23 protein-coding genes and 1 pseudogene are annotated in these 24,050 nt (G+C 72.9%); 13 read left to right on the plus strand and 11 right to left on the minus strand.

Translation table 11 applies throughout. The features are described from left to right. Positions 1-45: 45 nt before the first annotated feature. Both IO29_RS32005 and IO29_RS40485 read left to right on the plus strand, forming a co-directional pair. Positions 46-420 carry a hypothetical protein gene (locus IO29_RS32005; protein ID WP_030378399.1) on the plus strand — a complete coding sequence of 125 codons (375 nt, stop codon included), beginning with the start codon at positions 46-48 and terminating at the stop codon, positions 418-420. A gap of 654 nt (positions 421-1,074) precedes the next feature. Further along, a complete protein-coding gene (locus tag IO29_RS40485; protein WP_030378398.1) occupies positions 1,075-1,353 on the plus strand; it encodes a hypothetical protein in 279 nt (92 codons plus the stop codon). Positions 1,354-1,507: 154 nt separating this feature from the next. Here IO29_RS40485 and IO29_RS32015 read toward each other — a convergent pair whose 3' ends face one another. The 3 genes from IO29_RS32015 to IO29_RS32025 form a co-directional block, all read right to left on the minus strand. Continuing rightward, positions 1,508-2,263 carry a DUF6193 family natural product biosynthesis protein gene (locus IO29_RS32015; RefSeq protein ID WP_030378397.1) on the minus strand — a complete coding sequence of 252 codons (756 nt, stop codon included), beginning with the start codon at positions 2,261-2,263 and terminating at the stop codon, positions 1,508-1,510. A gap of 501 nt (positions 2,264-2,764) precedes the next feature. Then, a complete protein-coding gene (locus IO29_RS32020; protein ID WP_030378396.1) occupies positions 2,765-2,968 on the minus strand; it encodes a DUF397 domain-containing protein in 204 nt (67 codons plus the stop codon). Next, complete coding sequence (locus tag IO29_RS32025; RefSeq protein ID WP_030378395.1) at positions 2,965-3,795, minus strand: helix-turn-helix domain-containing protein; 831 nt, start codon at positions 3,793-3,795, stop codon at positions 2,965-2,967. Before IO29_RS32025 ends, IO29_RS32020 begins: the two co-directional genes overlap by 4 nt. A 200-nt stretch (positions 3,796-3,995) precedes the next feature. Here IO29_RS32025 and IO29_RS32030 point away from each other — a divergent pair, with 200 nt between their 5' ends. Beyond that, positions 3,996-4,448, plus strand: coding sequence for an ATP-binding protein (locus tag IO29_RS32030; protein ID WP_234307432.1), 453 nt, complete (start codon positions 3,996-3,998; stop codon positions 4,446-4,448). A 73-nt stretch (positions 4,449-4,521) separates the two neighbouring features. Next, entirely contained in the window at positions 4,522-4,662 is a 141-nt protein-coding gene (locus tag IO29_RS38290; RefSeq protein WP_199806820.1) for a hypothetical protein, read from the plus strand. Positions 4,663-4,728: 66 nt separating this feature from the next. Here IO29_RS38290 and IO29_RS32035 read toward each other — a convergent pair whose 3' ends face one another. Next, complete coding sequence (locus IO29_RS32035; RefSeq protein WP_030378393.1) at positions 4,729-5,244, minus strand: DUF1203 domain-containing protein; 516 nt, start codon at positions 5,242-5,244, stop codon at positions 4,729-4,731. A 207-nt stretch (positions 5,245-5,451) separates the two neighbouring features. After that, positions 5,452-7,470: a flavin monoamine oxidase family protein gene (locus IO29_RS32040; protein WP_030378392.1), complete on the minus strand. Its 2,019-nt coding sequence runs from the start codon at positions 7,468-7,470 to the stop codon at positions 5,452-5,454. A gap of 402 nt (positions 7,471-7,872) precedes the next feature. On the opposite strand from IO29_RS32040, the gene IO29_RS32045 reads away from it, so the two are divergent. Both IO29_RS32045 and IO29_RS32050 read left to right on the plus strand, forming a co-directional pair. After that, positions 7,873-9,771, plus strand: coding sequence for a CASTOR/POLLUX-related putative ion channel (locus tag IO29_RS32045; RefSeq protein ID WP_030378391.1), 1,899 nt, complete (start codon positions 7,873-7,875; stop codon positions 9,769-9,771). Positions 9,772-9,966: 195 nt separating this feature from the next. Next, positions 9,967-10,527, plus strand: coding sequence for a mycothiol transferase (locus IO29_RS32050; protein WP_030378390.1), 561 nt, complete (start codon positions 9,967-9,969; stop codon positions 10,525-10,527). A gap of 199 nt (positions 10,528-10,726) precedes the next feature. On the opposite strand, the gene IO29_RS32055 is transcribed toward IO29_RS32050, so the two are convergent. Beyond that, entirely contained in the window at positions 10,727-11,170 is a 444-nt protein-coding gene (locus tag IO29_RS32055; RefSeq protein WP_033224527.1) for an SRPBCC family protein, read from the minus strand. 100 nt (positions 11,171-11,270) lie between these two features. Here IO29_RS32055 and IO29_RS32060 point away from each other — a divergent pair, with 100 nt between their 5' ends. Together IO29_RS32060 and IO29_RS32065 are read left to right on the plus strand one after the other, a co-directional pair. After that, complete coding sequence (locus IO29_RS32060) at positions 11,271-12,068, plus strand: TetR/AcrR family transcriptional regulator (protein ID WP_078618124.1); 798 nt, start codon at positions 11,271-11,273, stop codon at positions 12,066-12,068. A gap of 68 nt (positions 12,069-12,136) precedes the next feature. Beyond that, positions 12,137-12,994: an SAM-dependent methyltransferase gene (locus IO29_RS32065; protein WP_030378387.1), complete on the plus strand. Its 858-nt coding sequence runs from the start codon at positions 12,137-12,139 to the stop codon at positions 12,992-12,994. A 94-nt stretch (positions 12,995-13,088) separates the two neighbouring features. Here IO29_RS32065 and IO29_RS32070 read toward each other — a convergent pair whose 3' ends face one another. Beyond that, the gene (locus IO29_RS32070) at positions 13,089-14,282 is read right to left on the minus strand and encodes a S1 family peptidase (protein WP_030378386.1); all 1,194 of its coding nucleotides are present in this window, start codon (positions 14,280-14,282) and stop codon (positions 13,089-13,091) included. Positions 14,283-14,731: 449 nt separating this feature from the next. Further along, on the minus strand, positions 14,732-15,766 hold the full coding sequence (locus IO29_RS32075) for an Lrp/AsnC family transcriptional regulator (RefSeq protein ID WP_234307431.1): 1,035 nt from the start codon (positions 15,764-15,766) through the stop codon (positions 14,732-14,734). A gap of 94 nt (positions 15,767-15,860) precedes the next feature. On the opposite strand from IO29_RS32075, the gene IO29_RS32080 reads away from it, so the two are divergent. The 3 genes from IO29_RS32080 to IO29_RS32090 are packed head-to-tail and all read left to right on the plus strand — an operon-like array spanning position 15,861 to position 19,343. Beyond that, the gene (locus IO29_RS32080; protein ID WP_234307430.1) at positions 15,861-17,111 is read left to right on the plus strand and encodes a M20 metallopeptidase family protein; all 1,251 of its coding nucleotides are present in this window, start codon (positions 15,861-15,863) and stop codon (positions 17,109-17,111) included. After that, on the plus strand, positions 17,108-18,559 hold the full coding sequence (locus IO29_RS32085) for an MFS transporter (protein WP_030378383.1): 1,452 nt from the start codon (positions 17,108-17,110) through the stop codon (positions 18,557-18,559). The genes IO29_RS32080 and IO29_RS32085 overlap by 4 nt, the downstream gene beginning before the upstream one ends. Continuing rightward, positions 18,534-19,343: a cyclase family protein gene (locus tag IO29_RS32090; protein WP_030378382.1), complete on the plus strand. Its 810-nt coding sequence runs from the start codon at positions 18,534-18,536 to the stop codon at positions 19,341-19,343. The genes IO29_RS32085 and IO29_RS32090 overlap by 26 nt, the downstream gene beginning before the upstream one ends. A gap of 142 nt (positions 19,344-19,485) precedes the next feature. Here IO29_RS32090 and IO29_RS32095 read toward each other — a convergent pair whose 3' ends face one another. Then, positions 19,486-20,355 (minus strand): DMT family transporter, encoded by an 870-nt coding sequence (locus IO29_RS32095; protein ID WP_030378381.1) that lies wholly within the window; start codon positions 20,353-20,355, stop codon positions 19,486-19,488. Between the two features lie 224 nt (positions 20,356-20,579). On the opposite strand from IO29_RS32095, the gene IO29_RS32100 reads away from it, so the two are divergent. Continuing rightward, complete coding sequence (locus IO29_RS32100; protein WP_030378380.1) at positions 20,580-21,377, plus strand: N-formylglutamate amidohydrolase; 798 nt, start codon at positions 20,580-20,582, stop codon at positions 21,375-21,377. Positions 21,378-21,383: 6 nt separating this feature from the next. Here IO29_RS32100 and IO29_RS32105 read toward each other — a convergent pair whose 3' ends face one another. Both IO29_RS32105 and IO29_RS40285 read right to left on the minus strand, forming a co-directional pair. Next, positions 21,384-22,550 carry a YbfB/YjiJ family MFS transporter gene (locus tag IO29_RS32105; RefSeq protein ID WP_051707269.1) on the minus strand — a complete coding sequence of 389 codons (1,167 nt, stop codon included), beginning with the start codon at positions 22,548-22,550 and terminating at the stop codon, positions 21,384-21,386. Between the two features lie 307 nt (positions 22,551-22,857). Then, a pseudogene (locus IO29_RS40285) lies at positions 22,858-22,951 on the minus strand (3-oxoacyl-ACP reductase); the annotation flags it as partial. A gap of 123 nt (positions 22,952-23,074) precedes the next feature. Between IO29_RS40285 and IO29_RS32110 the strand changes: the two are divergent. Beyond that, positions 23,075-24,013 (plus strand): LysR family transcriptional regulator, encoded by a 939-nt coding sequence (locus IO29_RS32110; RefSeq protein ID WP_030378378.1) that lies wholly within the window; start codon positions 23,075-23,077, stop codon positions 24,011-24,013. Positions 24,014-24,050: the final 37 nt, after the last annotated feature.

Consider the following 24,050-nt stretch of genomic DNA (forward strand, 5'->3'; position numbering starts at 1 on the left):
TATCGATCCACGCGGCCTCCGGGCGGCGGAAAAGGGGGACGTGACATGGCCACCCAGGTGACGGCACGGCGGCACCGCTTCTCGCTCCTGCGCACCGCGATCGCGCTGCAAACCCTGACCATCTTCCTCCAGGCGGTCTCCGCCGGGCTGTTGCTGACCTCGTCCTACGGGGAGACGCTGCACAGCGCCGGGGCGCGCGTGATGTACGGGGCGTCGATGCTGTACGTCCTCGCGGCGGTACTGGCGTGGAAGCCGGGCGGCGGCTCACCGCGCCCCGTCGCGCACGCCCTCGGTTTCCTCGCCCTCGCCTCCGCCCAGGTCGCCCTCGGCATCGCCCACGTCCCGTCGGTCCATCTCCCGCTGGGCGTCCTGATGTTCGGCCTGAGCGTGCTGGCGCTGACCCGGCCGCCGGCCCGCTGACCGTCCCGCCACCGAGAATGGGGTGGCGGGCCGGAACCGCCCGCACCTACGCCCGCCATTGCGGCCACGCCGACCTGCTGCGCGAGCGCATCGACGGGCGGGTGGGGCAGCGAGGGGGAGCGTCGTATGGCGATGCCGTTCCCGGTGAGGCATCCCGGTGACGCACCAGCCCGACCGCGTCCAGCTGTGCTGGGCGGCACAGCACACCGGTCAGGTGCTGTGCTGGAAGCGCACCGGTTCACCCAGCACCGCATCGGCACCGTCTGCGGGAGCCGTCGCGGTCGCCGGCCGGGCGGCGTGCTCGTCCGGCAGCGACGCCGTGCCTGTCGCTTCCGGCGTCCACCGGGCCGGCCGCTGGTCGCCCAGCTCGCGCCACCCGTGGGGGGGGGCTCCGTGCCGAACGACAGGCAGGCGAGTACGGGGATGGTGAACTCGGCGAGGGAGGCGCCGCCGTGGTAGCCGGCCCTGTGGGCGGTGTGGCGGGAGTCGGCGTCCCACAGGGCGACGACGGACGCCCCGGGTTCGGGCCACACGCGCGGCCCCGTCAGGGTGATCTCGGGCTCCGCAAGCGGGCCGCCGGCGGACAGACGGTGGCGGGCGGGCGGCGACGGCCGGACGGTGACGGGCGGACGGTGACGGGCGGAGGAACGGTCGGTGGCGGTGTCGATCCTGGTGCCGTGCCGTGCCGTGCCGGTCGACGACGTGGCCGTGGTCGCTGGTGAGGACGACCGCCATGCCCTGGGTGGCCGCCACCCGCAGCAGGTCGCGCAGACCGGGCACGTCGTCGATCCGCCAGGCGCCGTCGCCGAACTTCGGCTCCTTGGCGAGCCGGTCGTCAATGGCGTTGAGGACGACGGCGCCGTGGGTCCTGCCGTCGGCCAGCGCCTCCGTGAGGGCCGAACCGAAGGTGCCGCCCGCGGTCTCGGTGCGTAGGTCGTCCTTGTGGAACACGGCGGCGGGAGCCCCGCCCCCACAGTTTCAGCACGGGGAACAGCCGCTTCTCGTCGGCCTGGGTGCCCTTCATCAGGGTGCCCGGGCACGATGTCGTCGACTCCGCCCGGACGATGGTCGGCACCCCGACATGGCTTCAACGCGGGCCGGCGTAGTCGCCGAGCCCGACCCGGCCGAGGCCGGACGGCAGCCCTCGCACGGCCATCGCGACGGCCTCGTCCGCCGTCGCGAACAGGCCGAGGTCCGGGGTGAGGAACCCCCTGCCCACCCCGTACGTGCCGTCGCCGCCCGCAGTCAGACACGGCCCGACGACGGCCAGGTTCGGACGAATGGTGGCCGAGAAGCGCAGCGCCCAGTGGCTCGTGAACGGATAGAGGGCCCGCAGCGCCGGCTCCGCGTACGCCGCCTCGATGAGGGCCTGGTAACTCTCCCGCCAGGCGTACTCCAGTTCGCGCGCCTCCTTGAGCATGCCCCGCCACTCGGACTCGGCCAGGCCCACAGGATCGCGGTCGGGTACCTCGAACCGGCCGGTCAGGTGCACGAAAGGCGCCGCGCGGCGGATGTCGTCCAGGGCCGCCCCGTCGTGCCACCCCCTGGCGGCCCTGGCGATCTGTGCCAGGTCGCCGGTCCTGCCGCAGATCAAGGACAGTCCCTGGAACGGCTCCGCACCGTCGACCGCCCACCGCCGCTCGTGCGACCACGCGGTGATACGGAGCGGCTCGCGGTGAGCCACCGTGCTCGGCACGCTCGCGTGGAGCAGCGGGGCGGAGTCGGGGGACGTGACGGGGACGGCCGCGAGAGCGCCTCCCGCCTCGCGCCGGAGGGCTGCGGCGAGGCTGCCGCACTTCTCGATCTCGGAGTACAGGACGGAGGGTTCAGGAGGGGTGGCCACGGCTCCCGATTGTGCCCGCCCCCAGGTCGGCGGTGAGTTCCCGGATCAACCAGCGGATGAGGGGCCGGTGGTCGGGCTTGGCTGGGCGGGGACATGGCCATCCGGACGAGGAGTCCTCGTCGTCAGGGGTGAGATGGCGGGGACGGCTTCCCGCCCGTCGAGGGCGCAGGCCGGTCGGCCCGTGCGCTTGGTCGCGACGGCAGGGATGTGCGGCGGAGCCCTGCCCCAAGTGGCTTTGTGTGTTGGCCTCGTTGGGGCTCTGTGCGGTGAGTGCGGGTGGCTGCGGGCTTGGGCGTCGTGACGGTGGTCGCAGCGTGGGGAGCGACCGCCGTCGCGACCGGACGCCTCGCAGCGGACGTTGGCCGTGGTGGCGGTGGACGGCGGTGCGGTACGCGGTGGGTGCGGCGTCGGGGGCGCGGGGTGTCGCTGCGGGTCCGGGCATGCGCAGGGCCCCCGGCAAGCGCATGCCCGTCGAGGGCCCTGCGATTGGTACCGCCCCTGTCAGAGGGTGGCGAACTCGACGAACGCGGTCCACGCCGTGGGTTCTACGGCGAGGGCAGCGCGGGTGGTGTCTTTTGAGTCGCGGACGTGGATCGTGGCGGGGGTGGCGGCCACCTCGACGCATTCACCGCCCGAGCCCGTGCTGTAACTGCTCTTGACCCAGGCCGACTCGGGGATCGGCGCTATGAGCTGTTGGGCGTTCATCTCTCTCCAAGCAACTTCTCGACGATGGCCAGCGACTCACGCGGAGTGAGCGCCTGGGCCCGAAGGATGCCGTACTGCTCCTCGATCTCCCGTACCTGCCTCCGCTCCGTGTAGAGACGGCTGTCCTTGTACGCCTCCACGTAGGCGATCCTCTGCCCTTCGTGCGTCTCGATCAAGGTGAAGGGGCCTTCCAGCCCAGCATGCTCGTCGCGCTCAATCGGCATCACCTGGATCTCGACGTTACGCCGATGCCCGTACAGCAGAACCTGCTCCAACTGGCCCCGCATCACGTCTCGGCCGCCGAGCGGACGCCGTAGTACGAACTCCTCGATGACAAAGCTGATGGTGGGCATCGGGGTTCGGGAGAAGACCTCCTGGCGTGCCAAGCGAGCCGCGACCCGCTGAGTGATGGTCTCCTCGTCCAGCAGCGGACGCCACATGGAGAACACAGCTCGCGCGTAATCCTCCGTCTGCAATAGTCCTGGCACTGCCTTTGTCGCGAACACATGCAGGGCTGCCGCCTTGGTCTCCAACCTGGCCGCGTCCCGGAAGAAGGCCGGGTACTGGGCGCGAGCCACCTCCTCCTTACCCGCGCACAACACCCCACCCGCCTGCAGCAGTTCGTCCACCTGGTCGATGAACCTCGACGGCGGGATACGCCGTGCCAGTTCGAACGACGTGATCGCCGAGGCCGAGTAGCCCGTGAGCGAACCGAGTTTCGCCCGGTCGAGCCCTGCCCGTTCCCTGAACAGCCTCAACTGTCGTCCGAACACGCACAGCATGCCCGTCCCGACCTCGTACTCCGGCTGCTGAACCTCGTCGTTCATGCCGTGGACCTCCCGTACGACCATGTCACCGGCCTCCGCCCCGCCCAACGCACGGTCGGCACGCCGGTCACGCCAAGATCAAGTACAAGCGCGCCCATGGTATGTACAGGCCCCACCCGTCACGGCTCGCTCCTGTTCAACGCTACGCAGAGTCCATAATCGTCGACTCTATGAAGTCAACAACGCCCTCGAATGGGCATATGCCACAACGCGCCGCGCCCGAACACGAGTTCACCATGCGCTTCACCTCGACGCCCCGAGGTGCGCGTCTTGCCCGCCGGCTCGTCTCGCACCGGCTGGACTCCTGGGGTCACCCCTACGCAAGCCCGGTCAACGAGACGCTCACCCTCATCACCGCGGAGCTCACCGCCAACGCCGTACGCCACGGCCACGTCCCCGGTCGGGACTTCCACGTCCGGCTCACGCTCGCCGAAGACGTCCTACGCATCGAGGTGACCGACACCCGCGCGGAGAAGCAGCCTCCGGCCAGTCCCCCGGCGGCGACCGACTCGCTGTCCGAGTCCGGGCGGGGCCTGCTTCTCGTCACCGCGCTCGCGGACGGATGGGGCGTCAGCCCTCGCCCGGCCGCTCCTGGCAAGACCGTGTGGGCGGAGCTGTACGTACAGGAACGGAGCCACCCGGGGTGCCCGTGACGGCGCCGTCCGGATCAGCCGGTCCGGCGCGCTGACCAGGTCCGCGCCCTCACTGCGGGCGTACCACCAGGGCATGACCGACCGGCTCGTCGCCGTGGCCGCGGAGGCACTGGCCGCGCGCGGCGGCGCCGGTTCCCCGGGCGACCCCGAACCGCACATCGCCGCGATCGCCCTGTTCCGGCTGTGGTCCGCCGACGGAATCGGGCCAGGATGATGACGTTCTGACAGCCAGGGGCCGGCGGCCGAACACCTGGAGTGGGCCGCTCGTTCGGTGCCGCTGCTACCGGCTCCTCGGAGGCCGTCGCACCTCGAAGTGGAAGCACCCGTATTCCAGGGCTCTGACGTGCACGAGCACCACGTGCGGATCGTTGAAGGCATCGTCGAAGGCCGCGTCGAAGCCAGTGATGGCGTCCTCGGGGATCTCCAGAAGGCGGCCGCCCGCGATACGGCCGCGGGCGTCATAGCGGCGCACCGTGCGCAGGGCTCCCGGCCGGGCGAAGGGGTAGTTCCCGTCGGGGGTGAAGCCGCCACAGTCGTCGGCATGGATGAAGACGGGACCCTGCTCGTCGTACGCGCCCGGATCCGCACCGCTCGTGGCGGCCCAGCGGCGCAATGGGGCGTACGAGACAAGGGCGATCCGCTCGCCGAGCGTGATGGGGCGCAGGCAGCAACGCAGCGGAGAGCCCACGTCGTCGCCGGTCGCGATGTACGGGGCGCAGGGACGGCCGGCGTCGTCGACCGTCCGCAGTTCCTTCAGGGCGGCTGCGCCAATGGGCAGCACGGTGTATCTGGTCATGAGCCCATGCTGGGCGGGTGCACGGACGATTGCTGGCAGGAAATCGACGTCAAGCCGGGGTGGGTCTGTCGCTGGTGCGGACGGAGCCGGTGCGAGCTGCTTCGTACTCACCGGCGCGGTCCCGCACTGGCGCGACGGCGCCTTCCGCGCGGCGAAGGACGCCGGTGGCATGCCGCCGGTCGCCCCCGCCTCCACTGACGGTGTCGTTCACCCCGTATGGATCTCCAGGGCAACCCGCACCGCCGACTCCACGGCGCCCTCGATCCAGGCCGGCTTGACCGACGTGTGGTCACCGGCGAAGTGCAGTGGCCCTTCGGACACGGGGATGGAGTGCAGCAGTTCCGTGTGCTGGCCGGGCAGGAGTACGGACGCCTCCCCGTAGGCGTAGGGGTCGCGCAGCCAGCTCTGGGTGCGTCCCGCGCCGGTGTAGAAGACCTCGATGCGGCGGCCGTAGACCTGCTGGAGGCCGCACAGGGCGTGCGGGTACCGTGCCTCGCCGTCCAGGGAGTCCCAGCGCATCGCGTCGTCCGCCCAGCTGTAGGAGGCCAGCACCACGCCTCCCGCGCTGCCGGCGACCGGGTGGGAGGGGTGGAACATGAACCGGTTGGCGTTGTCCGAGACCGAGCCGCCGCCCACGACGTGGACCGCCTCCGGCTCGTCGCGCGCGAGCGCGCGGTTGGCGGCGTAGTGGGTGCGCTGACCGGCCGTGATGTGCCCGTCGGGCACGGAGGGGTGGGCGCCGAGCAGGCTGCCGTCCGCGGCGGCGCGGCCGGTGCGGTAGGCGTCGTAGAGGCCCGGGTCGATGGCGCGCAGCTCGCGTTTCCAGTCGGCCTCGTCGAACTCCCACCAGCGGCGGCTGAACTCCAGCAGCACCTTGGTCGCGCTGTCGTAGTGCAGTTCGGTGACCGCGCGGCGCTTGCCGTAGGACATGGGCGGGTCGATCTGCACGTGCCGCAGTCCGGCGAACGGCACCGTGACCACGGCGGCGTCCGCGGTGAACTGCTCGCGCACGACGGGGCCTTCGCGGCCCTCGGAGACGGTGTCCACCCACACGTGCGGGCCCTTGTCCCGGACGTGCTCGGTGTCCGGGGAGGGGCGGTCGGGGTGGTGGTACTCGATGCGCGTGACGCGCCGGTCGAACCGCACGTCCTTGCGCACCCGTTCCAGGAGGGCGTCCGGCAGTACTGCCGTGCCGCCCTCCAGTTCGTAGAAGGGGGTGTCGGGACTGATGAGGGAGGACCCGATGAAGCTGTGGATGAAGGACAGGGGCAGCCGTGAGGTGAGGTTCTCCAGGGTGCCGATCAGGTCGACGGTCCGCTCGTCGAGGCCGGCGTGTTCGGTGAGGAAGCGGAACATCGACCAGTCGCCGAACCGCTGCACCACCCGGGCCCAGCCCCGCAGCCGCTCCGGGAGCGGCTTGTCGACCCGCTTGCCGTCCTGGCCGACGGTACTGAACTCGTCGCGCACCGGGTCCAGCACGGAGCGCAGGATGGTGGCGGCGGGAGTGTCCCAGTGGGCCCGGGGGACACCGAAGGACCGGTTCACCCGCCGGGGCGCGCGGGCGTAGTCGGCGCGCCGCACGCGAATGCCGTTGACGTGGATCCAGGTGTGGTTGACGGGGCGTCCCTCGGAGTCGACGTCGACGTAGTAGAAGGGCCGCTTCTTCAGGCCGAACCTGTCGATCAGCTCCATCACCAGGGGGTGGCTGCCGGGGATGCGCATCGCGCCCGCTTCGGCGTACTGACGGGGATCGGCGAAGGGCTGCCCGGCGCCCTCGTGGCCGCCCTTGCGGAAGGTCTTGATCCGTCCGCCCGCGCGGTTGCCGTTGGCCTCCAGCACCGTCACCCGGTGACCGGCCTCCCTCAGCAGCCAGGCGGCGACCAGCCCGGCCGGGCCGGCACCGACGACGAGGACGTCCTTGGCCCGCGCGCGCCGACCGGTGGGCAGTCCGTCCTTGAGGACGCGGCGGTAACGCGGGACGAGTTGGTGGTCGTCGGAGTCGAGGACGAGCAGTGCGCGGGCGACGACGAGGCACCGGTCGAAGCCGGGGCCGGACGCGGCCGGGGTGGTGGGGGCGGCCGGGGCCGCCGGTACGGGCAGAGCCGTGGCGGGCCCCGCGGTCAGAGCGGTCGCCGCGGCGGCCGTTCCCGCCACCGCCGCGAAGCTCCTGCGGGAAAGGCGGGAAAGACCGTCCTGTGTGCGGATCACCGCGTGTTCGTCAGCCATGGCGGCTTTTGTACCGGTGGCCGCGCCCCGGCGCCGCAGTTCACGGCGTTGTTGACCCTAAGGAGCGAAACCCCGGCAAACCCTGACGGTACGACGGGTCGACGGAAGCGGAGGCGCCGTTCCTGCGGAAGCGGAAGCGCGCCGTCCGGCGGGGCGCCCTGCGAGGACGGCGCCCCGCGGGACGGCGGGAAACCCGAAGGGATGAATGCCGACCGGACTCCGTCCGCCGTCCTGGCCGGTCCCTCACACTGCGGACGAGGATCCGCGTCCGTGCTCTCCGGCGGCCCGCGCGGCACCCCGTGTGCGCGGCGCCGGTCCGGCCGCGCGAGAGCGCCGGACGAGACCGGTCCGGCCGCGCACGAGCGCCGGTCGAGAAGGGGGAAGGAAGGGGGAGGAAGGGAGATGGCACAGCGGCGCACTCCGTTCGGCGCGAGAGCCCGTTACTGGTTCGACAGCACGCTGGCCCGCGGCACCTCCGCCCTCTTCGGCTGGATGGCGCTGTTGTGTCTGGGCGCCGTCGTCCCGGCCAGTGCGGTGCTGGTGTGGACCGACCCCGACGCGCCGGCGTCCCTGAGGGACCGGCTGGCACAGGTGTGGCACCTCACCGGGGAGACGCTGCGGCTGGGCGGTGCGACGGGCACACCGCTGCGGGTGCTGATGTCGGTGCTGCTCGCGCTGATCGCCCTGCTGTACGTCTCGACGCTCGTCGGCCTGATCACGACGGCGCTCACGGAGCGGCTCACCGCGCTGCGGCGGGGCCGGTCCACCGTGCTCGAACAGGGGCACACCGTGGTGCTGGGGTGGTCGGAGCAGGTCTTCACGGTGGTCGGCGAGCTGGTGGCCGCCAACGCCAACCAGCGGCGTGCGGCGGTGGCCGTGCTGGCCGACCGGGACAAGACCGCGATGGAGGAGGCCCTGGCCACGAAGGTGGGCCCCCTGGGCCGTACGCGGCTGATCTGCCGCAGCGGTCCCACCACCGACCCGGCCGTGCTCGCCCTGGCCAGTCCCGCCACGGCCGGGGTCGTGCTGGTCCTGCCCCGTGACGAACCCGACGCCGACGCCGAGGTGGTGAAGACGCTGCTGGCGCTCCGGGCGGCGCCGGCCGGGAAGGGCAACCATCCGCTCGTCGTCGCCGCCGTCCGGGACGACCGCCACCGCCTGGCCGCCGAGCTCGCCGCCGGGCCGGGCGGCGTCGTCCTGGAGAGCGACACCGTCACCGCCCGGATGATCGTCCAGACCGCCCGCCGCTCCGGACTCTCCCTCGTCCACCAGGAGCTGCTCGACTTCGCCGGCGACGAGTTCTACCTGGTCGCCGAAGCCTCCCTGACCGGGCGCCCGTTCGGCGAGGCGCTGCTGTCCTATGCGACGTCGAGCGTCGTCGGGGTGATGCGCGGGGACACTCCACTGCTCAGCCCGCCGCCGGGGACGCCTCTGCTCCCGGACGACCTGCTCATCGTCCTCACCCGGGACGACGACACGGCCCGGCCGGAGGACTGCGCGGAGCTGGCCGAGGAGGGGGCGATGACGGCCGGTCCCCCGACGCCCGCGCGGCCGGAGCGGATCCTGCTGCTGGGCTGGAACCGCCGGGCGCCGCTCGTCGTCGACCAGTTGCGCCGCCGCAGCCGGCCCGGATCGGCCGTCGACGTGGTGGCGGACGGCGGTGGAGCGACGGCACGGGAGGTCGGCGGGACCGTCGCGCGCGGCGGCACCGGCGTGGCCCTGACCCTGCACCACGGGGACATCACCCGTCCCGAGACCCTGCGCCGCCTGGACGTCCACTCCTACGACAGCGTGATCGTGCTCGGCCGGGACCCCGCGCCCGGGCAGCCCCCGGACGACCCCGACAACCGCACGCTCGTCACCCTCCTGCTCCTGCGGCGGCTGGAGGAGGCCACCGGGCGCCGACTGCCGGTCGTGACCGAGCTGATCGACGACCGCAACCGTGCGCTGGCGCCGATCAGCCCCGGAGCCGACGTCATCATCAGCGGCAAGCTCATCGGGTTGCTCATGGCCCAGGTCTCGCAGAACCGGCACCTGGCGGCGGTGTTCGAGGAGCTGTTCTCCGCGGACGGCACCGGGGTCCGCCTGCGGCCGGCCGGCGACTACGTGCTGCCGGGGTGCGAGACGTCCTTCGCCACGGTCGTGGCCGCGGCACGTCGCCGCGGCGAATGCGCCATCGGTTACCGCAGCCACGACGGCTCCTCGTCGGGTCCCGGCTACGGTCTGCGGATCAACCCGCACAAGGCGGAGCGGCGCCGCTGGTCGGCCGAGGACGAGGTGGTCGTCGTCGGCGAGGACTGAGGGGGACGCCGACGGGACACGGGGGCACGGGGGCACGGGGGCACGGGGCACCGCGACGAGGCAGGGAACCGGGTGGGCGCGCACGACGGCCGGATTCTCCGTCCGGACGCGAGCGAAACAGGCTGTGGCCGGGGCCCTTTCCGGCACTCGGAAATCGGTGGTGGGTTCGGGCCGCCCCGCACGAACATGGGGTGCATGACCGACCAACCCGCACGATGGACCCGAGCGACCGTCTACCCCGACATGTGGGCCGACCCGGACGACGACCCCCGCAACAGCGAGGGCCGCTCCCCGGACGGTGAACTCGCCACGCTGGACGACTTCCTGGCCAACTACCGCATGACGCTGCGGATGAAGTGCGAGGGCCTGGACGCGGAGCAGCTTGCCCGCCGGTCCGCGCCGCCCTCGACGATGTCCCTGCTCGGCCTGGTCCGGCACCTCGCCGAGGCGGAACGGGACTGGCGCAACTGGATCAGCGAGGGCGACCCGCTGCCCAAGCTGTACGGCGCGCGTGACGCGGACTTCGACGGCGCCGTCGCCGCGCCGGGGGAGATCGAGGCGGCGTACGACGCGCTGGCCCGCGAACAGGCCGCGACCGACGCCGCGCTGGCCGCGCACCCGGACCTCGGCGAGCGCCTGGGCAAGGACGGGATCGCCGTCCGCGAACTCCTGGTCCACAGGATCGAGGAGTACGCCCGCCACTGCGGCCACGCCGACCTGCTGCGCGAGCGCATCGACGGGCGGGTGGGGCAGTGACGAACGCCGCCGGAGCCGGTCGGGACCGGACGGGGCGGACGGGGCGGACGGGGCGGACGGGGCGGACGGGGCGGACGGGGCGGACGGGGCGGAGCGAACAGCGCTGAGCGGACAGCACTGAGCGGACAGCACTGAGCGGACAGCGCTGAGTGGTCCGGGTCGGTCGGAGCGGGTCCTCCTTCTCCCGCCCGTGCGTTCTTCACACCGAGGCCGTCTCCTCCAGGACCGCCGGCAGCCCCACCGTCAGCATCTTGCGGCGGACGCGGCCCAGGATCCGGGACATGAGGAGGCCGCCCGCGCCCGTGAAGCCGGTGTGGTCGTAGGTGAAGCGGGTGCCGCCGGCGTGGGGTTCGACGTGGTACGTGACCTCGGTGGTCTCGCCGCCGCCGTGGTCGGTCCACGAGTAGCGCAGCAGGCGAGGGGCGTCGGCCTCCCGTACGACGCAGTCGACGATGCCGCTCCAGCCGGGCTTCGGTTTCGCGACGAAGCGGAACTCCGTGCCGACGACAGGGGCGAACCCCTCCGGGCGGGCGCCGGCGCCCGTCGCCGTCCACAGCGGTATGAGGTCGGGGTCGGTCACCGCCCGCCAGACCTGGGCGGGGGCGTACGGATAGTCGCGGACGATATGGATGGTGCTGCTCATGGCGCTCCCCTGGGCTGTGACCGCTACCGATCTCAATCTCTATAGTCGCTGGAAAATTACAGTAGCAGTAATTATCCCGTCGCCGTACTACTCTGGCGGCATGAGCACGGTGGACTGGACCGCATGGCGCCCGCAGCCGGAGCCCGGGGCCGAGGGGTTGCGGGAGCGGAAGAAGCGGCTGCTGCGGCAGCGGCTCTCCGACACCGCGACCGAGATGTTCCTCGAACGCGGCTTCGACGCCGTCCGTGTGTCGGAGATCGCCCACGCCTGCGACGTCTCCGAGAAGACGGTCTTCAACCACTTCCCGACCAAGGAGTCGCTGATCCTGGACCGGGGCGAAGCCACGGCGGCCGCGCTGCGCACCGGCCTGGCCGATCCGGACCGCTCCCCGGTCGAGGCCGCGCTGGGGATGCTCTCCGACGAACTGCGCGCCCTGACCTCCTGGCTCGCCGCGCAGGACGATCCGCGTGACGCCGCCGCCCGGATCAGACGGTTCGGCGCGCTGATCAGGTCCACGCCCTCACTGCGGGCCTACCACCAGGACATGACCGACCGGCTCGTCGCCGTCGCCGCCGAGGCACTGGCCGAGCGCGGCGACGGCGGTTCCCCGGGCGACCCCGAACCGCACATCGCGGCGATCGCCCTGCTCGGGCTGTGGTCCGTGCAGTTCCGCAGCCTGGCGAGGCATCTGGCCGACGACACCCGCACCCCCGGCCGGCTCCACGACGCGGTCACCGCCGACGTCCGCCGCGCGGCCGGCCTCCTCGACACCGGCCTCGCCGCCCTGGCCTCCCCTGCCGGAAACGGCCGTACGCCCGACGGCGCCCAGGGCCGCGCCCCCGCGCACGCCCCCGCACACACACCCGTACGCCCCACCGTCGAAAACATGCCAAGATGATGTTCTGACAGTCACTCACCGCCCTTCGTACGGCGGTGGGATGCGAGTCCAGGACGGAGCCAGCCTGCATGACCTCCCCGACCTCCCCCAGCACCGACGGCACCTCCGGCAGCGGCGGCGGTGCCGGTGACGCCGGCGGCGCCTCGTACCGGATCGACACGAGCAAGCCGCACCCCGCACGGATGTACGACTACTTCCTGGGCGGCAAGGACAACTACGAGGTCGACCAGGAGGCCGCCGAGCAGTTCATGAAGGTGGCGCCGGAGGTGCGGGACGGGGTCCGCGCCAACCGGTACTTCATGCACCGCGCCGTCCGGCACGTTGTCGCCGAGGGCGGGGTGCGGCAGATCCTCGACATCGGCACCGGGCTGCCCACCGCGCCCAACGTGCACCAGATCGCGCGGGCCGTCGCGCCCGGGACCCGGGTCGCCTACGTCGACAACGACCCGATCGTCAGCGCGCACTCCCGGGCCCTCATGGACCAGGACGACACCTCCGTCGTCCTCGCCGACCTGCGCGATCCGCGCGGCGTCCTCGACCACCCCGAGGTCCGCCGGGTCATCGACTTCGACCAGCCGGTGGCGTTGCTGCTGGTGGCCATCGTGCACTTCCTGTCCGAGGCGCGGGACCCCGACGGCATCCTCGCCACCCTGCGCGACGCGCTGCCGACCGGCTCCTACCTCGTGCTGTCGCACGCCACGGGCGACCTGCACGAGGACCACCGCGAGGACGCCGCGGCCATCTACAAGAGGGCCACCGCGAGCATGAACCTCCGCCCGCACGCCCGCATCCTGGACTTCTTCGGCGACTTCACGCTGCTGGAGCCCGGCCTCGTCACGGTTCCGGAGTGGCGTCCCGACGAGCCGGCGGAGGCGGGCGCGCCGCCCATCGGCATCTACGGCGGCGTCGCCCGCAAGGACGGCTGACCCGGCCCCGTGAGGGGCGCGGTGCCGGAGCCGAAGACGGACCCTCCGCCACGACCCGTCAGGTGGTCGTGGCGGAGGGCAACTCACTGCGTCGTCACGCCGTGTGCAGCGTCAGTCCGTAGCGGTTGAGCACCTCGTTGATCGGCTGGAACCACGTCTCGCCGCCCGAGGTGCAGTTGCCCCAGCCGCCCGACGTCGTGCCCTGCGCCTGGTCGCCGCTGATGAACGAGCCGCCGGAGTCGCCGGGTTCGGCGCACACGTTGGTCTTGGTCATCTGGTGCACCGCGCCCTCGGCGTAGTTGACGGTCTCGTTCTTCGCGAGGACCGTCCCGCAGTGCCAGTGGGAGGTCGAGCCGGAGCGGCATATCGACGCCCCGACCGGCGCCTCGCCCGAGCCCCGCACCAGCTGGTCGGAGACGGTGCCCCAGCCGAGGACGACCGGCACGGTCCACCAGCCGCTCCCGACGTTGACCCACGCGTAGTCGTTGTCGGGGAACGAGGAGCCCTGGAAGTTGCCGATGTAGGTGTGGTCCCAGCCGCTGACGCTCATGCCGGGCGTGCCGCAGTGGCCGGCGGTGATGAAGCCGCCGTACACCGAGAAGCCGATGGAACAGCGGACGTTGCCCGTGTAGTACGGGTCGCCGCCGACGGTTCCGGCGGCGAGCGTACGCGGCTGCTGGTTCGTCTCCTGGACGGTCACCGGACCGGCCTTGCGGGCGCGGGCCACGAACGCCTCGACATCGTTGTCGCTCTTCTGGGAGTCGACGACGGTGACGGTGACGGTGCTGGACTTCGGGTCGACGTGCCAGCCGGCGACGCCGTCGGGCGCGTCCATCGCGTTGAGCTTGGTCATGGTCGAGTCGAGTGTGCGTTCGGTGTGTGCGACACGGGTGACGGCCGCGCCGGTGGCCTCGACGGCGGCGCGGTGCGTGTCGCCCGCCAGGCCGACCACGAGCGTGCCGCGCTTGACATCGAACCACGAGCCGCCGTACGTGGCGCCGGCCGCCTTGCGGGCGGCCTTCTCGACGGTGCGGGCCGTGGTTTCGGCGGCGAGGCGGTCGGTGGCCTGGGACTTCGTCAGGTGCAGGTCGCGCTGGAGGGCGTCGATCAGGGCGGGGGAGGCTGCGGCCCTGCTCTTGGTGGGGGTGCTCTGGGGGGTGGCGTCGGGGGTGGCCGCGGAGGCCTGGCCGAGGCCTGCGGCGGCGGTGACGAGGAGGAGGGCGGCGGAGAGGGTGGTGGCGCGGAGGGTGGTGGCACGGGGAGTCGTGGTGGTTTTGCTGCGTCTCATGGGGGTGCCTTTCGTCGTCCGGTGCTCTGTGGGGGGATGGAGCGAGGTGGGGCGGACGGGCGAACTGAGAGCGCTCTCAGGGTGGTTCTCGTGGAGAGGGTAACGGGGAAGGCAAGTCAGGTCCATGCCAAGCGAGGTGATTGGTACGGTCCATTTGTGCCGAGGCACTCTTTCGGGGAGGGGCTCCGCCCCTTGGACCCCCGGAGAGCTCGGGTGGGTGGGGTTGAGTGGGGAGCGCGGGTGGGTGGGGGGTTGCCCACGCACCCGCACAAGACGACGAACCGCCACCACCCCCCAGGGGCGCGGGGAACTGCGCGACCAACCACCACGCCCCCGCACCAGACCACGAACCGCCACCACCCGCGTCCCGAACCCTTCGCCCCGGCTCCCGTTCCCGTGGCGGAGCCGTGTGGACGACACGGCACCGCGTTCCCCGGGCGGCGGCCTTGTCAGTACGTGGCCAGTGCGCGCGGGGGGATGATCCTGCCCGTGGCGCGGCCGGTGGCGTCCAGGAGCCAGCCCATTCTCTTGGGGGTGCGCAGGTTGATCGCGTTGTCGCGGAGGCGGAGCCAGGGCAGGTGGTGGCCCAGGGTCCGTTCGATGCGGAGCATGTCGTGCGGGGAGCGGGTCCAGAACGTCATGGCGAGGTTGGCGTCGCCGGTGGTGGACAGGCACATCCGCAGTTCCGGCATGGTGGCGAGCGCGCGGACGGTCCTGCGGTGGTCGGCGGGTTCCACGTGGGCGGTCCAGGTGCTGCTGACGGTCCAACTGGAGACCTCGGCGGCGAGTTCGCAGCGGAAGGAGAGCAGGTCCGACGCGAGCAGCCGGGCGAGCTGCCGGCGCACGGTGGCCGGATTGCGTCCGGTCGAGCGTGCCAGGTCCGCCGCGGTGGCGCGTCCGTCGGCGGCGAGTGCCTCGATGAGGGGCCACGCGTGTCGCGGCGGTGGCGGCGGGACCGCCGCCGTGTCGCGGCGGGCGGCCGCTTCGAAGGCCGCTTCCTCGGCGGGACCGAGGGCGTCCAGACGCCAGTGACTGCCGTGGCGGTGGACCGCCGTGGCGACATGGGTGCGCTGCCGGGCCACTCCGGGCAGGGTCTCGAGGTCGTCGAGGACGAACGCGGTGAGCGCGGCGAGGTTCTCGGTGATGACGGTCAGGAGCAGGTCCCGGCCACGCGTCGACTCCTCGACGGTGACCGCGCGCGGGTCCGCGCAGACGGCGTCCACGACCGCCCGCCGGGCACCGGGCAGGCAGTCCACCTCGACCAGGGCGAGCGTGACACGCCGGTAGCTGCCGCCCGGGTGGGCGGTGATCCAGGCGAGGCCGTGTCTGCGCAGCCTGGCCCATCGGGCGGCTTCGCCGGCCGCGGTCGTCCCCAGGATGCGCGCCGCTTCGGCCCATGGGATCCGGGGGGCGATCTGGAGACCGTGCAGCAACCTCAGGTCCCTCTCGTCGAGCTCCGCCTGCTCCGCATGCACGGAAATCACGGATCCAGTCTTCCAGATGCGCGAATCCACCGGAATCCCCCTCACGAGTCAGCGGCATCGCATACTCGCTCTCCCCGGATGCACGGAGGACGGAATGGCGGTGCGGGACGACATGACGACGACGGTGCCGGACGACGCGCGGGCCATGCGGGACGAGCTGATCCGGTTCCGGCGGCTGCTGCACGCGCGGCCGGAACTCGGGCTGGACCTGCCGTATACGCAGCAGGCGGTGCTGGCCGCGCTCGACGGCCTGCCGCTGGAGATCTCGACGGGGAAGGAACTCACCTCCGTCACGGCGGTGCTGCGCGGGCACGCCGCGGCACCCGGCCGGCCGCCGGTGCTGCTGCGGGCGGACATGGACGCGGTGCCGGTGCGGGAGGAGACGGAGCTGCCGTTCGCCTCCACCGCGGCGGAGGCGGCGCACGCCTGCGGGCACGACCTGCACACCGCCATGCTCGTCGGCGCGGCCCGGCTGCTCGCCGCCCGGCAGGCGGACCTGGCGAACGACGTCGTACTGATGTTCCAGCCGGGAGAGGAGGGCTGGGAGGGCGCCCGGGCGATGCTGGCGGAGGGGGTGCTCGACGCGGCCGGCGAGCGGGTCGGCGCGGCCTACGCGCTGCATGTGTTCTCGACCCTGCCGCAGGGCTTCCACCTGCGGACGGGGACGATGCTGGCCTCCTCCTCGTCCCTGGACGTCACTGTGCGCGGCGGTGGCGGGCACGCTTCGGCGCCCCATCTGACGCGGGATCCGGTGCCGGTGGCGGCCGAGATGATCACGGCGTTGCAGACGCTGGTCACCCGCCGGGTCGATGTGTTCGATCCGGCCGTCCTCACGGTGGGTGTGGTGCGGGCCGGGACACGCCGCAACGTCATCCCACCGACGGCCCGGTTCGAGGCGACCCTGCGCACCTTCTCCGACGCGACCGCCGTCCGGATCGGTGACGAGGTCCGGCAGCTCCTCGCGGGCATCGCCGCCGGGCACGGCGTCGAGGCCGACGTCCGGTTCGCGCGGGAACGCCCGGCGACGGTCAACGATCCCGGCGAGACCGCCTTCGCGGAGCGCACGGTCACCGAGGTCTTCGGTGCGGACCGGCTGAGCCCGTTGCCGCACCCGTTCACCGGCTCGGAGGACTTCTCGCGGGTACTGGCCGAGGTGCCCGGGGCCTTCGTCGCCCTGGGCGCCCTGCCCGCCGGCGCGGCCCCGGACACCGCGCCCTTCAACCACAGCGGACGGGCGCTCTTCGACGAGACGGTGCTCCCCATGGGCGCCGCACTGCTCGCGGAACTCGCCCTGCGCCGCCCCGAACTCACCCTGCCCGTCGCATCCCCGCAGGAGCACCGATGACCACGACCTCTTCCGCGGGCGGCCGGCGGCACGTCGGCCGCACCCTGTTCGGCATCTGCGTCGGCCATGCGCTCGAGTGGTACGACTGGGGTATCTACACGATCTTCGTACCGTTCTTCGCCGGCCAGTTCTTCCCCGGGGACGCCGCGGGATCGGCCGTCCTGTCGGGCCTCGCCGTCTTCGCCGTCGGCTTCGTGGCCCGGCCGCTCGGCGGACTGCTCGTCGGCCGGCTCGCCGACCGGGTCGGCCGGCGCCCGATGATGAGCCTCACCGTCGGCGGCATGGCCGCAGCGAGCCTGCTCATCGGCGTCGCGCCGACCTACGCCACGGCCGGCGTGGGAGCGTCGTTGATCCTCCTGTCGTGCCGGGTGCTCCAGGGGCTGGCGACGGGCGGTGAACTCCCCTCCGCCCAGACGTACTTGTCCGAGCAGGCGCCCGCCCGTCGACGCGGCCTGTGGTCCAGCCTCATCTACATCGCGAGCGTCGGCGGCAACGCGGTCGGCGTCCTGCTCGGGCTGGTGCTGTCGCTGACGCTGTCGCACGAGGACATGCTCGCCTACGGGTGGCGCATCCCGTTCGTCGTCGGTGGCGTCCTGGGCGTGGTCGCGCTGTGGGTCCGGCGTTCGCTCACGGAGTCGGCGGCCTTCGTCAAGGAGCAGGAGCAGGAACGGGAGCGGGAGCGGGAGCAGGAAGAGGAGCGGGAAGAGGAGGGGGAGCAGCGAGGGGAACGGCCGACGCGCGAGCAGCCGTTCTGGGCCGACCTGGTCCGGCACCGCCGCGCGGCCCTTCAGGTGGTCGGGATGTCGGTCGGCCCGACCGTCGTCTACTACGCCTGGGTCATCGCGGCGCCCGCCTACGCCATCACCGAACGGCACCTCGACTCGACGGCGGCCCTGCTGGCCGGCGTCCTGTCCAGCCTGGTGCTCATCGCGGTGCTCCCCCTCTGGGGAGCCCTCTCCGACCGCGTCGGACGGCGCCCCGTCATGCTGATCAGCCACCTCGGCACCGCCGCGACACTGTTCCCCCTCCAGGCGCTCGACCTCGGGAACGCCGTGCAGTTGGGCCTCGCGATGTCCCTCGCGATGGTCTTCATCGGCGCGGGCGTGTCGATCCTCCCGGCGGCGTACGCGGAGATGTTCCCGACCCGCATTCGGACCGCCGGGCTCGCGGTGCCGTATTCGGTGGCGGTGGCCGCGTTCGGCGGGACCGCCCCCTATTTGCAGACCTGGGTCGGCCAGATGTTCGGACCCGCGTTCTTCACCGGTTACGTCGTCCTCCTGCTGCTGGTGTCGGCGGTGACCGTGCTGACGCTCGGGGAAGGCCGGGGCACGGACCTGAGCGCGCTCGGCCAAGAGGGTCGGGCGGACCAGGCAGACCAGGAAGACCAGGCAGACGAAGCAACGATCAGAAAGGCTGAGGTTCATGACCCCGCTCGACATGCTGGCTGACGGCGTCACGGTCGTCGATCTCGCGCAACCGTTCGAGGTCGGCATGCCGTCCTCGCCCACGCACCCACCGTTCGAGTTCGCGCTGCGCCACCGCCACGGCGACGTTCCCTACCCCGACGGACTCACCGGTTCGCACGAGATCATGGTGCTGGGCGGGCACGTCGGCACCCACATGGACGCGCTGAGCCATGTGGCCGTCGACGGCACGCTGCACGGCGGCCTGCCCGTCGCCGACGCGGTACGGGCGGGCCGGTACCGGAGTCACGGCATCGACCAGGTACGTCCCTTGTTCTGCCGCGGGGTGCTGTACGACGTGCCGCGCAGCCGGAAGGTCCCACGCCTGGAGCCGGGGGCGGCCGTCGGCGTGGCCGACCTGGAAGCCGGCCCCGAGCCGCGCCCCGGCGACGTGGCGCTGATCCGGACCGGGTGGGGGCAGTTGTGGGAGGACGCGCGTGCCTACGTCGGCGACGCGTCCGGCGTGCCCGGCCTCGATCTGGCGGGCGCGGAATGGCTGGCCGAAAGGCAGGTGGCGGCCGTCGGCGCGGACACGCTCGCGCTCGAACACCGGCCGCCCGGTCCGGGCCCCGCGGGGCTCCCGGTCCACCGCCTGCTGCTGCACGGGCACGGCATCCATCTGATCGAGGTGATGAGGCTGGAGGAGCTGGCCGCGGCCCTGGCCTCGGCCCACACCGCGGAGTTCCTCTTCATCGGCGCCCCGCTCAACGTGGTGGGCGCCACGGGCGCCCCCCTACGCCCCCTGGCAGTGCTGGCCGGCATCCCGTAGGTGCGCCGGGCTGCGTCCCTCCGCGACTCCGCCGCGCAGGCGCGACCAGCCACGACGCACCCGCACCCGGACACGAACCCGCACCCGCACCCGCACCCGCACCCGCACCCGGACATGAACCCGAGCCCCAGCCCCGAACCCCTCACCCCGGCTCGCGCTCCCGCGCGTCCGACCCCGGCATCGCGGGATGGCGCGCGAGGACGAACACCCCCGTGACGACCGCCGCGAGGCCGGCCGTCGCCCAGGCGAGGGCCGCCGGATCGGTGTGGAGCCGGTCGCCGAGGAAGCCGATCCCGCAGGCGATCCCGGCGATCGGCTCCGCCGCGGTCAGCGCCGGCAGCGACATCCGCAACGGCCCCGCCTCGAACGCGCTCTGCACCAGCATCAGCCCGGTCACCGCGAGCGCGACGATCGTGTACGGCTCCCAGCTCGCCAGCAGCGCCGGGATCCCGTCGTCGGCGATGATCTGGCTGGAGACCCGGGTCAGCGCGTCCTGCAACCCGTACAGCGCGCCCGCCGCCGCGGCCAGCAGCGGCGGTTCCTCGAAGAACGGCAGGTGCCGCGCCACCACGATCAGCGCCAGCGCCACGCCCACCACCAGGCCGAACACCAGCCAGTGCCGCAACGCCCCGACCTGCGCGTCGGTGCCGGTCGGCCGCCCGGCCAGGATGAACGCGGCCACCCCGCCGCTCAGCAGCAGCACCCCGCTCCAGCCGGAGCCGCCCAGCCGCTCCCCGCTCATCCAGCGGGCCAGTGCCATCGCGAAGAGCAGGTTCGTGGCCAGCAGCGGTTCCACCTTGGACAGGTCGCCCTTGCTGAGCGCCACCGCGCTGAGGATCTGACCCACCACCATGCAGCCGATGCCGCCCAGCCACAGCGGCACCCGGACCAGGTCCCACAGCAGCCGGAAGGAGAGCATGTCGGAGACGGGCGCCCGCTCGGCGGCGTGCTGCTGGAGCACGAAGCCGAGGCCGAGCAGACAGGCGGCGATCAGACCGAAGAGGTAGACCACGGGCGACTCGCTCCTCCGCGATATGTGTTCCCCCGTTTTCCCTTCCGTTCAGTCTCGCCCCCGGGCCCCCGGACGGGACGCAAGGGGGCGCGCGGCGGACATGTCCTATGATCACCGCACCTGATCGGGTGTGGTCCCCGCACGACACCGGGCCGGGTGAGGCGGGGGGCGTGCTTGCCCCTCGACGTACGAACCACGACGACACACACCGAGGGTCACCCCGTATGCATCCCCAGAATCATCAGTACTTCCCGGGTTCGCCCGACTCCCCCGTCATCCTCCACGTCCCCCACTCCTCCCGCGCGATACCGGAGGGCGTACGGCACGGGATCACGCTCGACGACGCCGCGCTCGGCACCGAGCTGGACCACATCACGGACGCGCACACGGCGGAGCTCGCCGCCGCCACCGCCGACCGCTGCGCCACCGCCCCCTGGCGGTTCGTCAACCGGCTGTCGCGGCTGGTCGTGGACCCCGAGCGGTTCCCGGACGAGCGCGAGGAGATGCTCTCCGTCGGCATGGGCGCGGTCTACACGCGGACCACGCACGGGCAAGAGCTCCGCCCGGAGCCGTACGACGCACGGCCGCTCGTCGAGACGTACTTCCGTCCCTACGCCGCCGCCATGACCGACGCCGTCGCCGAGCGGCTGGCCGCCGTGGGGCGGGCGGTGATCGTGGACGTGCACTCGTACCCGACCGTGCGACTGCCGTACGAACTGCACGGCGACGGCCCCCGCCCGCCGATCTGCCTGGGCCGGGACGCCTTCCACACCCCGGACGCGCTGCTCGCCCACGCGAAGCGGGCCTTCGCCCGCTTCGGCGGCACGGGGATCGACAGCCCGTTCCAGGGAACGTACGTTCCCCTGCGGTACTACGAGCGGGACCCCCGGGTCACCGCACTGATGATCGAGATCCGGCGCGACGTCTACATGACGGAACCGGGCGGCCCGTACGGCCCGGGGCTCGACGCGCTCGCGGACGCGCTGGCGGAGCTGGTCGGCGCGGCCGGAGCCACTGCCTGACGGCGGTCAGCTCCGTCGTGCTCCGTCCCTGGGGCGCCGCGCCGCAGCCGGTGCCGGAAGGCGGACGGGACCGTCCGGCGCCGGAACGTGGTGGGGGAAGCGGATGCGCAGGGCCAGGGCGGCGAGTGCCGAGAGCAGGACGGTCGCGGCCGCCAGGACCAGCGCCCGACGGTACCCGTGGTGCAGCAGGGGCGCGGCGGCGAGCGGGCCGAGGATCTGCCCGACGGAGTACCCGGCGGTCAGCAGCGCCACGGCACGCGGGAAGCGCAGCTGTGTGCCCGTCGCCAGCGCGAGCGTGCTCACGCCGATGAAGGTGGCGCCGAAGAGGACCGCGGAGAGCAGCGCGGCGGCGACCGATCGGGACAGCGCGGGCAGCGCGATCCCCACGGCCTGCACGAGCAGCGCGGCCGCCAGCAGGGTCGGCCGGGACCAGCGCCGGCCGAGCCCGGCCCACAGCGCGGAGGAGGGGACGGCGGCCAGGCCGACGAGCACCCAGGCACCGCTGCCGATCCAGCCGGGCGAGCTCTGCTCGATGGCCGCGACCAGGAAGGTTCCGGCGACGATGTAGCCGATGCCCTCCAGCGTGTACGACACGAACAGGGCGCCGAACCAGGGATGGGTGCGCGGTGGCCGTGTGGTCCCCGGGGTGGCGGGCGTGGCGGCCGTCTGTGCCGCCTGCTCGGGCCGCAGGCCCCAGGCGGCGAGGGTCAGCGCGGCGGCCAGGGCGGCGGCGGCCCACCAGGCGGTCCGCCAGTCGCCGGCCGAGCGGAGTACGAGGACCAGCAGCCCCGACAGGGCGATGCCGGTGCCGACCCCGCCGAACGCCCAGCCCGGCAGGTGGGCCGGGTGCTCCCGCAGATGGCTGAGCAGGGAGCTCGCGGAGATGACGAAGATCAGCGCGCTGAAGACGCCGGCAGCCAGCCGGAGCAGCAGCCACACCGTCGTGCTGTGCGTCAGCGGCATGGCGGCGAGCGAGGCGACCAGGGCGAGGAGCGCGCCGCGCAGTACGGCCGGGGAGCGCACCAGCCGCGGCAGGAACGTGCCCGCGAGTGCCCCGGCCAGATAGCCGACGTAGTTGGCGGTGGCGAGGTCGGCGCCCGTGCCGGCGGAGAGTCCGGCCTGTGCCTGCATCAGCGGCAGGATCGGTGTGTAGACGAACCGTCCGACGCCCATGCCGGTCGCGAGCGCGGCCCCGGCCTGGGCGACGTGGAGCCACGGGGTGCGCGCGCCGCCGCCCGCGGCACGCGTGCGGACGGGGGCGGGGGCGGCGCCGGTTCCGCGGTCCTGCTGCCTGCTTGCCATGGCCCCAAGGGTGGGCCGCCGGCCCCGGCGAGCGCCAGGACCGGCTTCCTCCCTGCTGGGAGGCCGAACCTCCCACGGACCCCGTACGGGTGCGGCCCGGACCCGGATCGCGTCACCGTCCGGGGCGACATCGCCGACCCGGCCACGGCCGCGCGCGTGGCCGCCGCCGGCGACCTCCCGTCGGCGGCGGCGATGGTCCGCGAGGTGGCGACGACGGCGTGACCGAGCTTGCGGTACGCCTGGACGAGCCCGGCGCCGATGCCCTCCCGCACTTCCCTTCACCGGTCCGCCGACGCACCCCCTCTGACCTGCGGTGGGAGGCTGTGCCTTCGGGTGGGAGCGGACAGGTCGGGCCGAGGGTCCGGACCGGAGCCCCGCCCGCGCGGGTCCGTACGATGACCTCCGTGGAGTTGCGTCAGTTGCGGTACTTCGTCGCGGTGGCCGAGGAGCTGAACTTCGGCCGGGCCGCGAAGCGGCTGCTCATCGCGGGGCCGTCCCTGTCCCAGCAGATCAAGGCGCTGGAGCGGGACCTCGGCGTGCGGCTCTTCGACCGCGACCGCCGCTCGGTCGCCCTCACCCCGGCCGGCGCGGCCCTGCTCCCGCACGTCCACGACCTGCTGGAGCGCGCCGACGACCTGCGCGGCCGCGCCGCCAGGATCGCCGGCTCGGAGATCGTCCGGCTCGGCCACGTCAACTGGCTGCCGCCGGACCTGACCGCCCGTACGCCGGCCGGGGCGCGGGTGCACGTCGACACCTGGGTCGCGCCCTCGCACACCCAGGCGGCCCGGGTCGCGGACGGCAGCCTCGACCTCGCGGTGTGCTGGGTCCGCCGCCGGGACCTGGCGGAGCGCGGGCTGGAGGCGCGGCCGATCGGCGCGGACCGCCTGTACGCGGTGGCCACCCGGCTGCCGGACGAGGAGGTGCGCGCCCGGGACGTCGTCGCCCTGCTGGACAGCGACGTCACGACGTGGTCGTCGTGGAACGTCTACGCCGGGGAACTGGCCCGGGCCACCGGCGCCCGCGCGGTCCGCATCACCGACGGCGGCATCACGGGACCGGCCTTCTACGACCACGTCCGCCGCTCGCCCCGCCCGATCCTCAACTGTCCCAAGTCCCAGACGGCCCCGCTGCCACCCGACCTGGTCGCCCGCCCCGTCGCCGCACCGAGGATCTACTGGACGTGGTCACTGGTGTGGCGCCGCGACGAGACCCGCGAGGCGGTACTGCGCACCGTCGACGCCCTCACGGAGGGAATCGGCGACCTCGGCCTGGACGCCCCGGACGTCTGGCTCCCCGAGGACGACCCGCACATGCGACGAGGGCCGCGACCGTAAGGTCGAGGCCCTCGCAGGTGTGCCGATCACGTCGATC

The organism is Streptomyces sp. NRRL F-6676, from assembly GCF_000725625.1.
GTDB lineage: Bacteria > Actinomycetota > Actinomycetes > Streptomycetales > Streptomycetaceae > Streptomyces.

Bases quoted from the DNA above. Each gene is read 5' to 3' on its own strand.
- IO29_RS32085 (WP_030378383.1), top strand. From the start codon at position 17,108: ATGACCACGACCTCTTCCGCGGGCGGCCGGCGGCACGTCGGCCGCACC.
- IO29_RS38290 (WP_199806820.1), top strand. From the start codon at position 4,522: ATGACCGACCGGCTCGTCGCCGTGGCCGCGGAGGCACTGGCCGCGCGC.
- IO29_RS32105 (WP_051707269.1), bottom strand. From the start codon at position 22,550: ATGGGCGTCGGACGGTTCGTCTACACACCGATCCTGCCGCTGATGCAG.
- IO29_RS32020 (WP_030378396.1), bottom strand. From the start codon at position 2,968: ATGAACGCCCAACAGCTCATAGCGCCGATCCCCGAGTCGGCCTGGGTC.
- IO29_RS32090 (WP_030378382.1), top strand. From the start codon at position 18,534: ATGACCCCGCTCGACATGCTGGCTGACGGCGTCACGGTCGTCGATCTC.
- IO29_RS32030 (WP_234307432.1), top strand. From the start codon at position 3,996: ATGCCACAACGCGCCGCGCCCGAACACGAGTTCACCATGCGCTTCACC.
- IO29_RS32070 (WP_030378386.1), bottom strand. From the start codon at position 14,282: ATGAGACGCAGCAAAACCACCACGACTCCCCGTGCCACCACCCTCCGC.
- IO29_RS32035 (WP_030378393.1), bottom strand. From the start codon at position 5,244: ATGACCAGATACACCGTGCTGCCCATTGGCGCAGCCGCCCTGAAGGAA.
- IO29_RS32110 (WP_030378378.1), top strand. From the start codon at position 23,075: ATGACCTCCGTGGAGTTGCGTCAGTTGCGGTACTTCGTCGCGGTGGCC.
- IO29_RS32050 (WP_030378390.1), top strand. From the start codon at position 9,967: ATGACCGACCAACCCGCACGATGGACCCGAGCGACCGTCTACCCCGAC.
- IO29_RS32055 (WP_033224527.1), bottom strand. From the start codon at position 11,170: ATGAGCAGCACCATCCATATCGTCCGCGACTATCCGTACGCCCCCGCC.
- IO29_RS32060 (WP_078618124.1), top strand. From the start codon at position 11,271: ATGAGCACGGTGGACTGGACCGCATGGCGCCCGCAGCCGGAGCCCGGG.
- IO29_RS32045 (WP_030378391.1), top strand. From the start codon at position 7,873: ATGGCACAGCGGCGCACTCCGTTCGGCGCGAGAGCCCGTTACTGGTTC.
- IO29_RS32025 (WP_030378395.1), bottom strand. From the start codon at position 3,795: ATGAACGACGAGGTTCAGCAGCCGGAGTACGAGGTCGGGACGGGCATG.
- IO29_RS32080 (WP_234307430.1), top strand. From the start codon at position 15,861: ATGGCGGTGCGGGACGACATGACGACGACGGTGCCGGACGACGCGCGG.
- IO29_RS32065 (WP_030378387.1), top strand. From the start codon at position 12,137: ATGACCTCCCCGACCTCCCCCAGCACCGACGGCACCTCCGGCAGCGGC.
- IO29_RS32040 (WP_030378392.1), bottom strand. From the start codon at position 7,470: ATGGCTGACGAACACGCGGTGATCCGCACACAGGACGGTCTTTCCCGC.
- IO29_RS32100 (WP_030378380.1), top strand. From the start codon at position 20,580: ATGCATCCCCAGAATCATCAGTACTTCCCGGGTTCGCCCGACTCCCCC.
- IO29_RS32005 (WP_030378399.1), top strand. From the start codon at position 46: ATGGCCACCCAGGTGACGGCACGGCGGCACCGCTTCTCGCTCCTGCGC.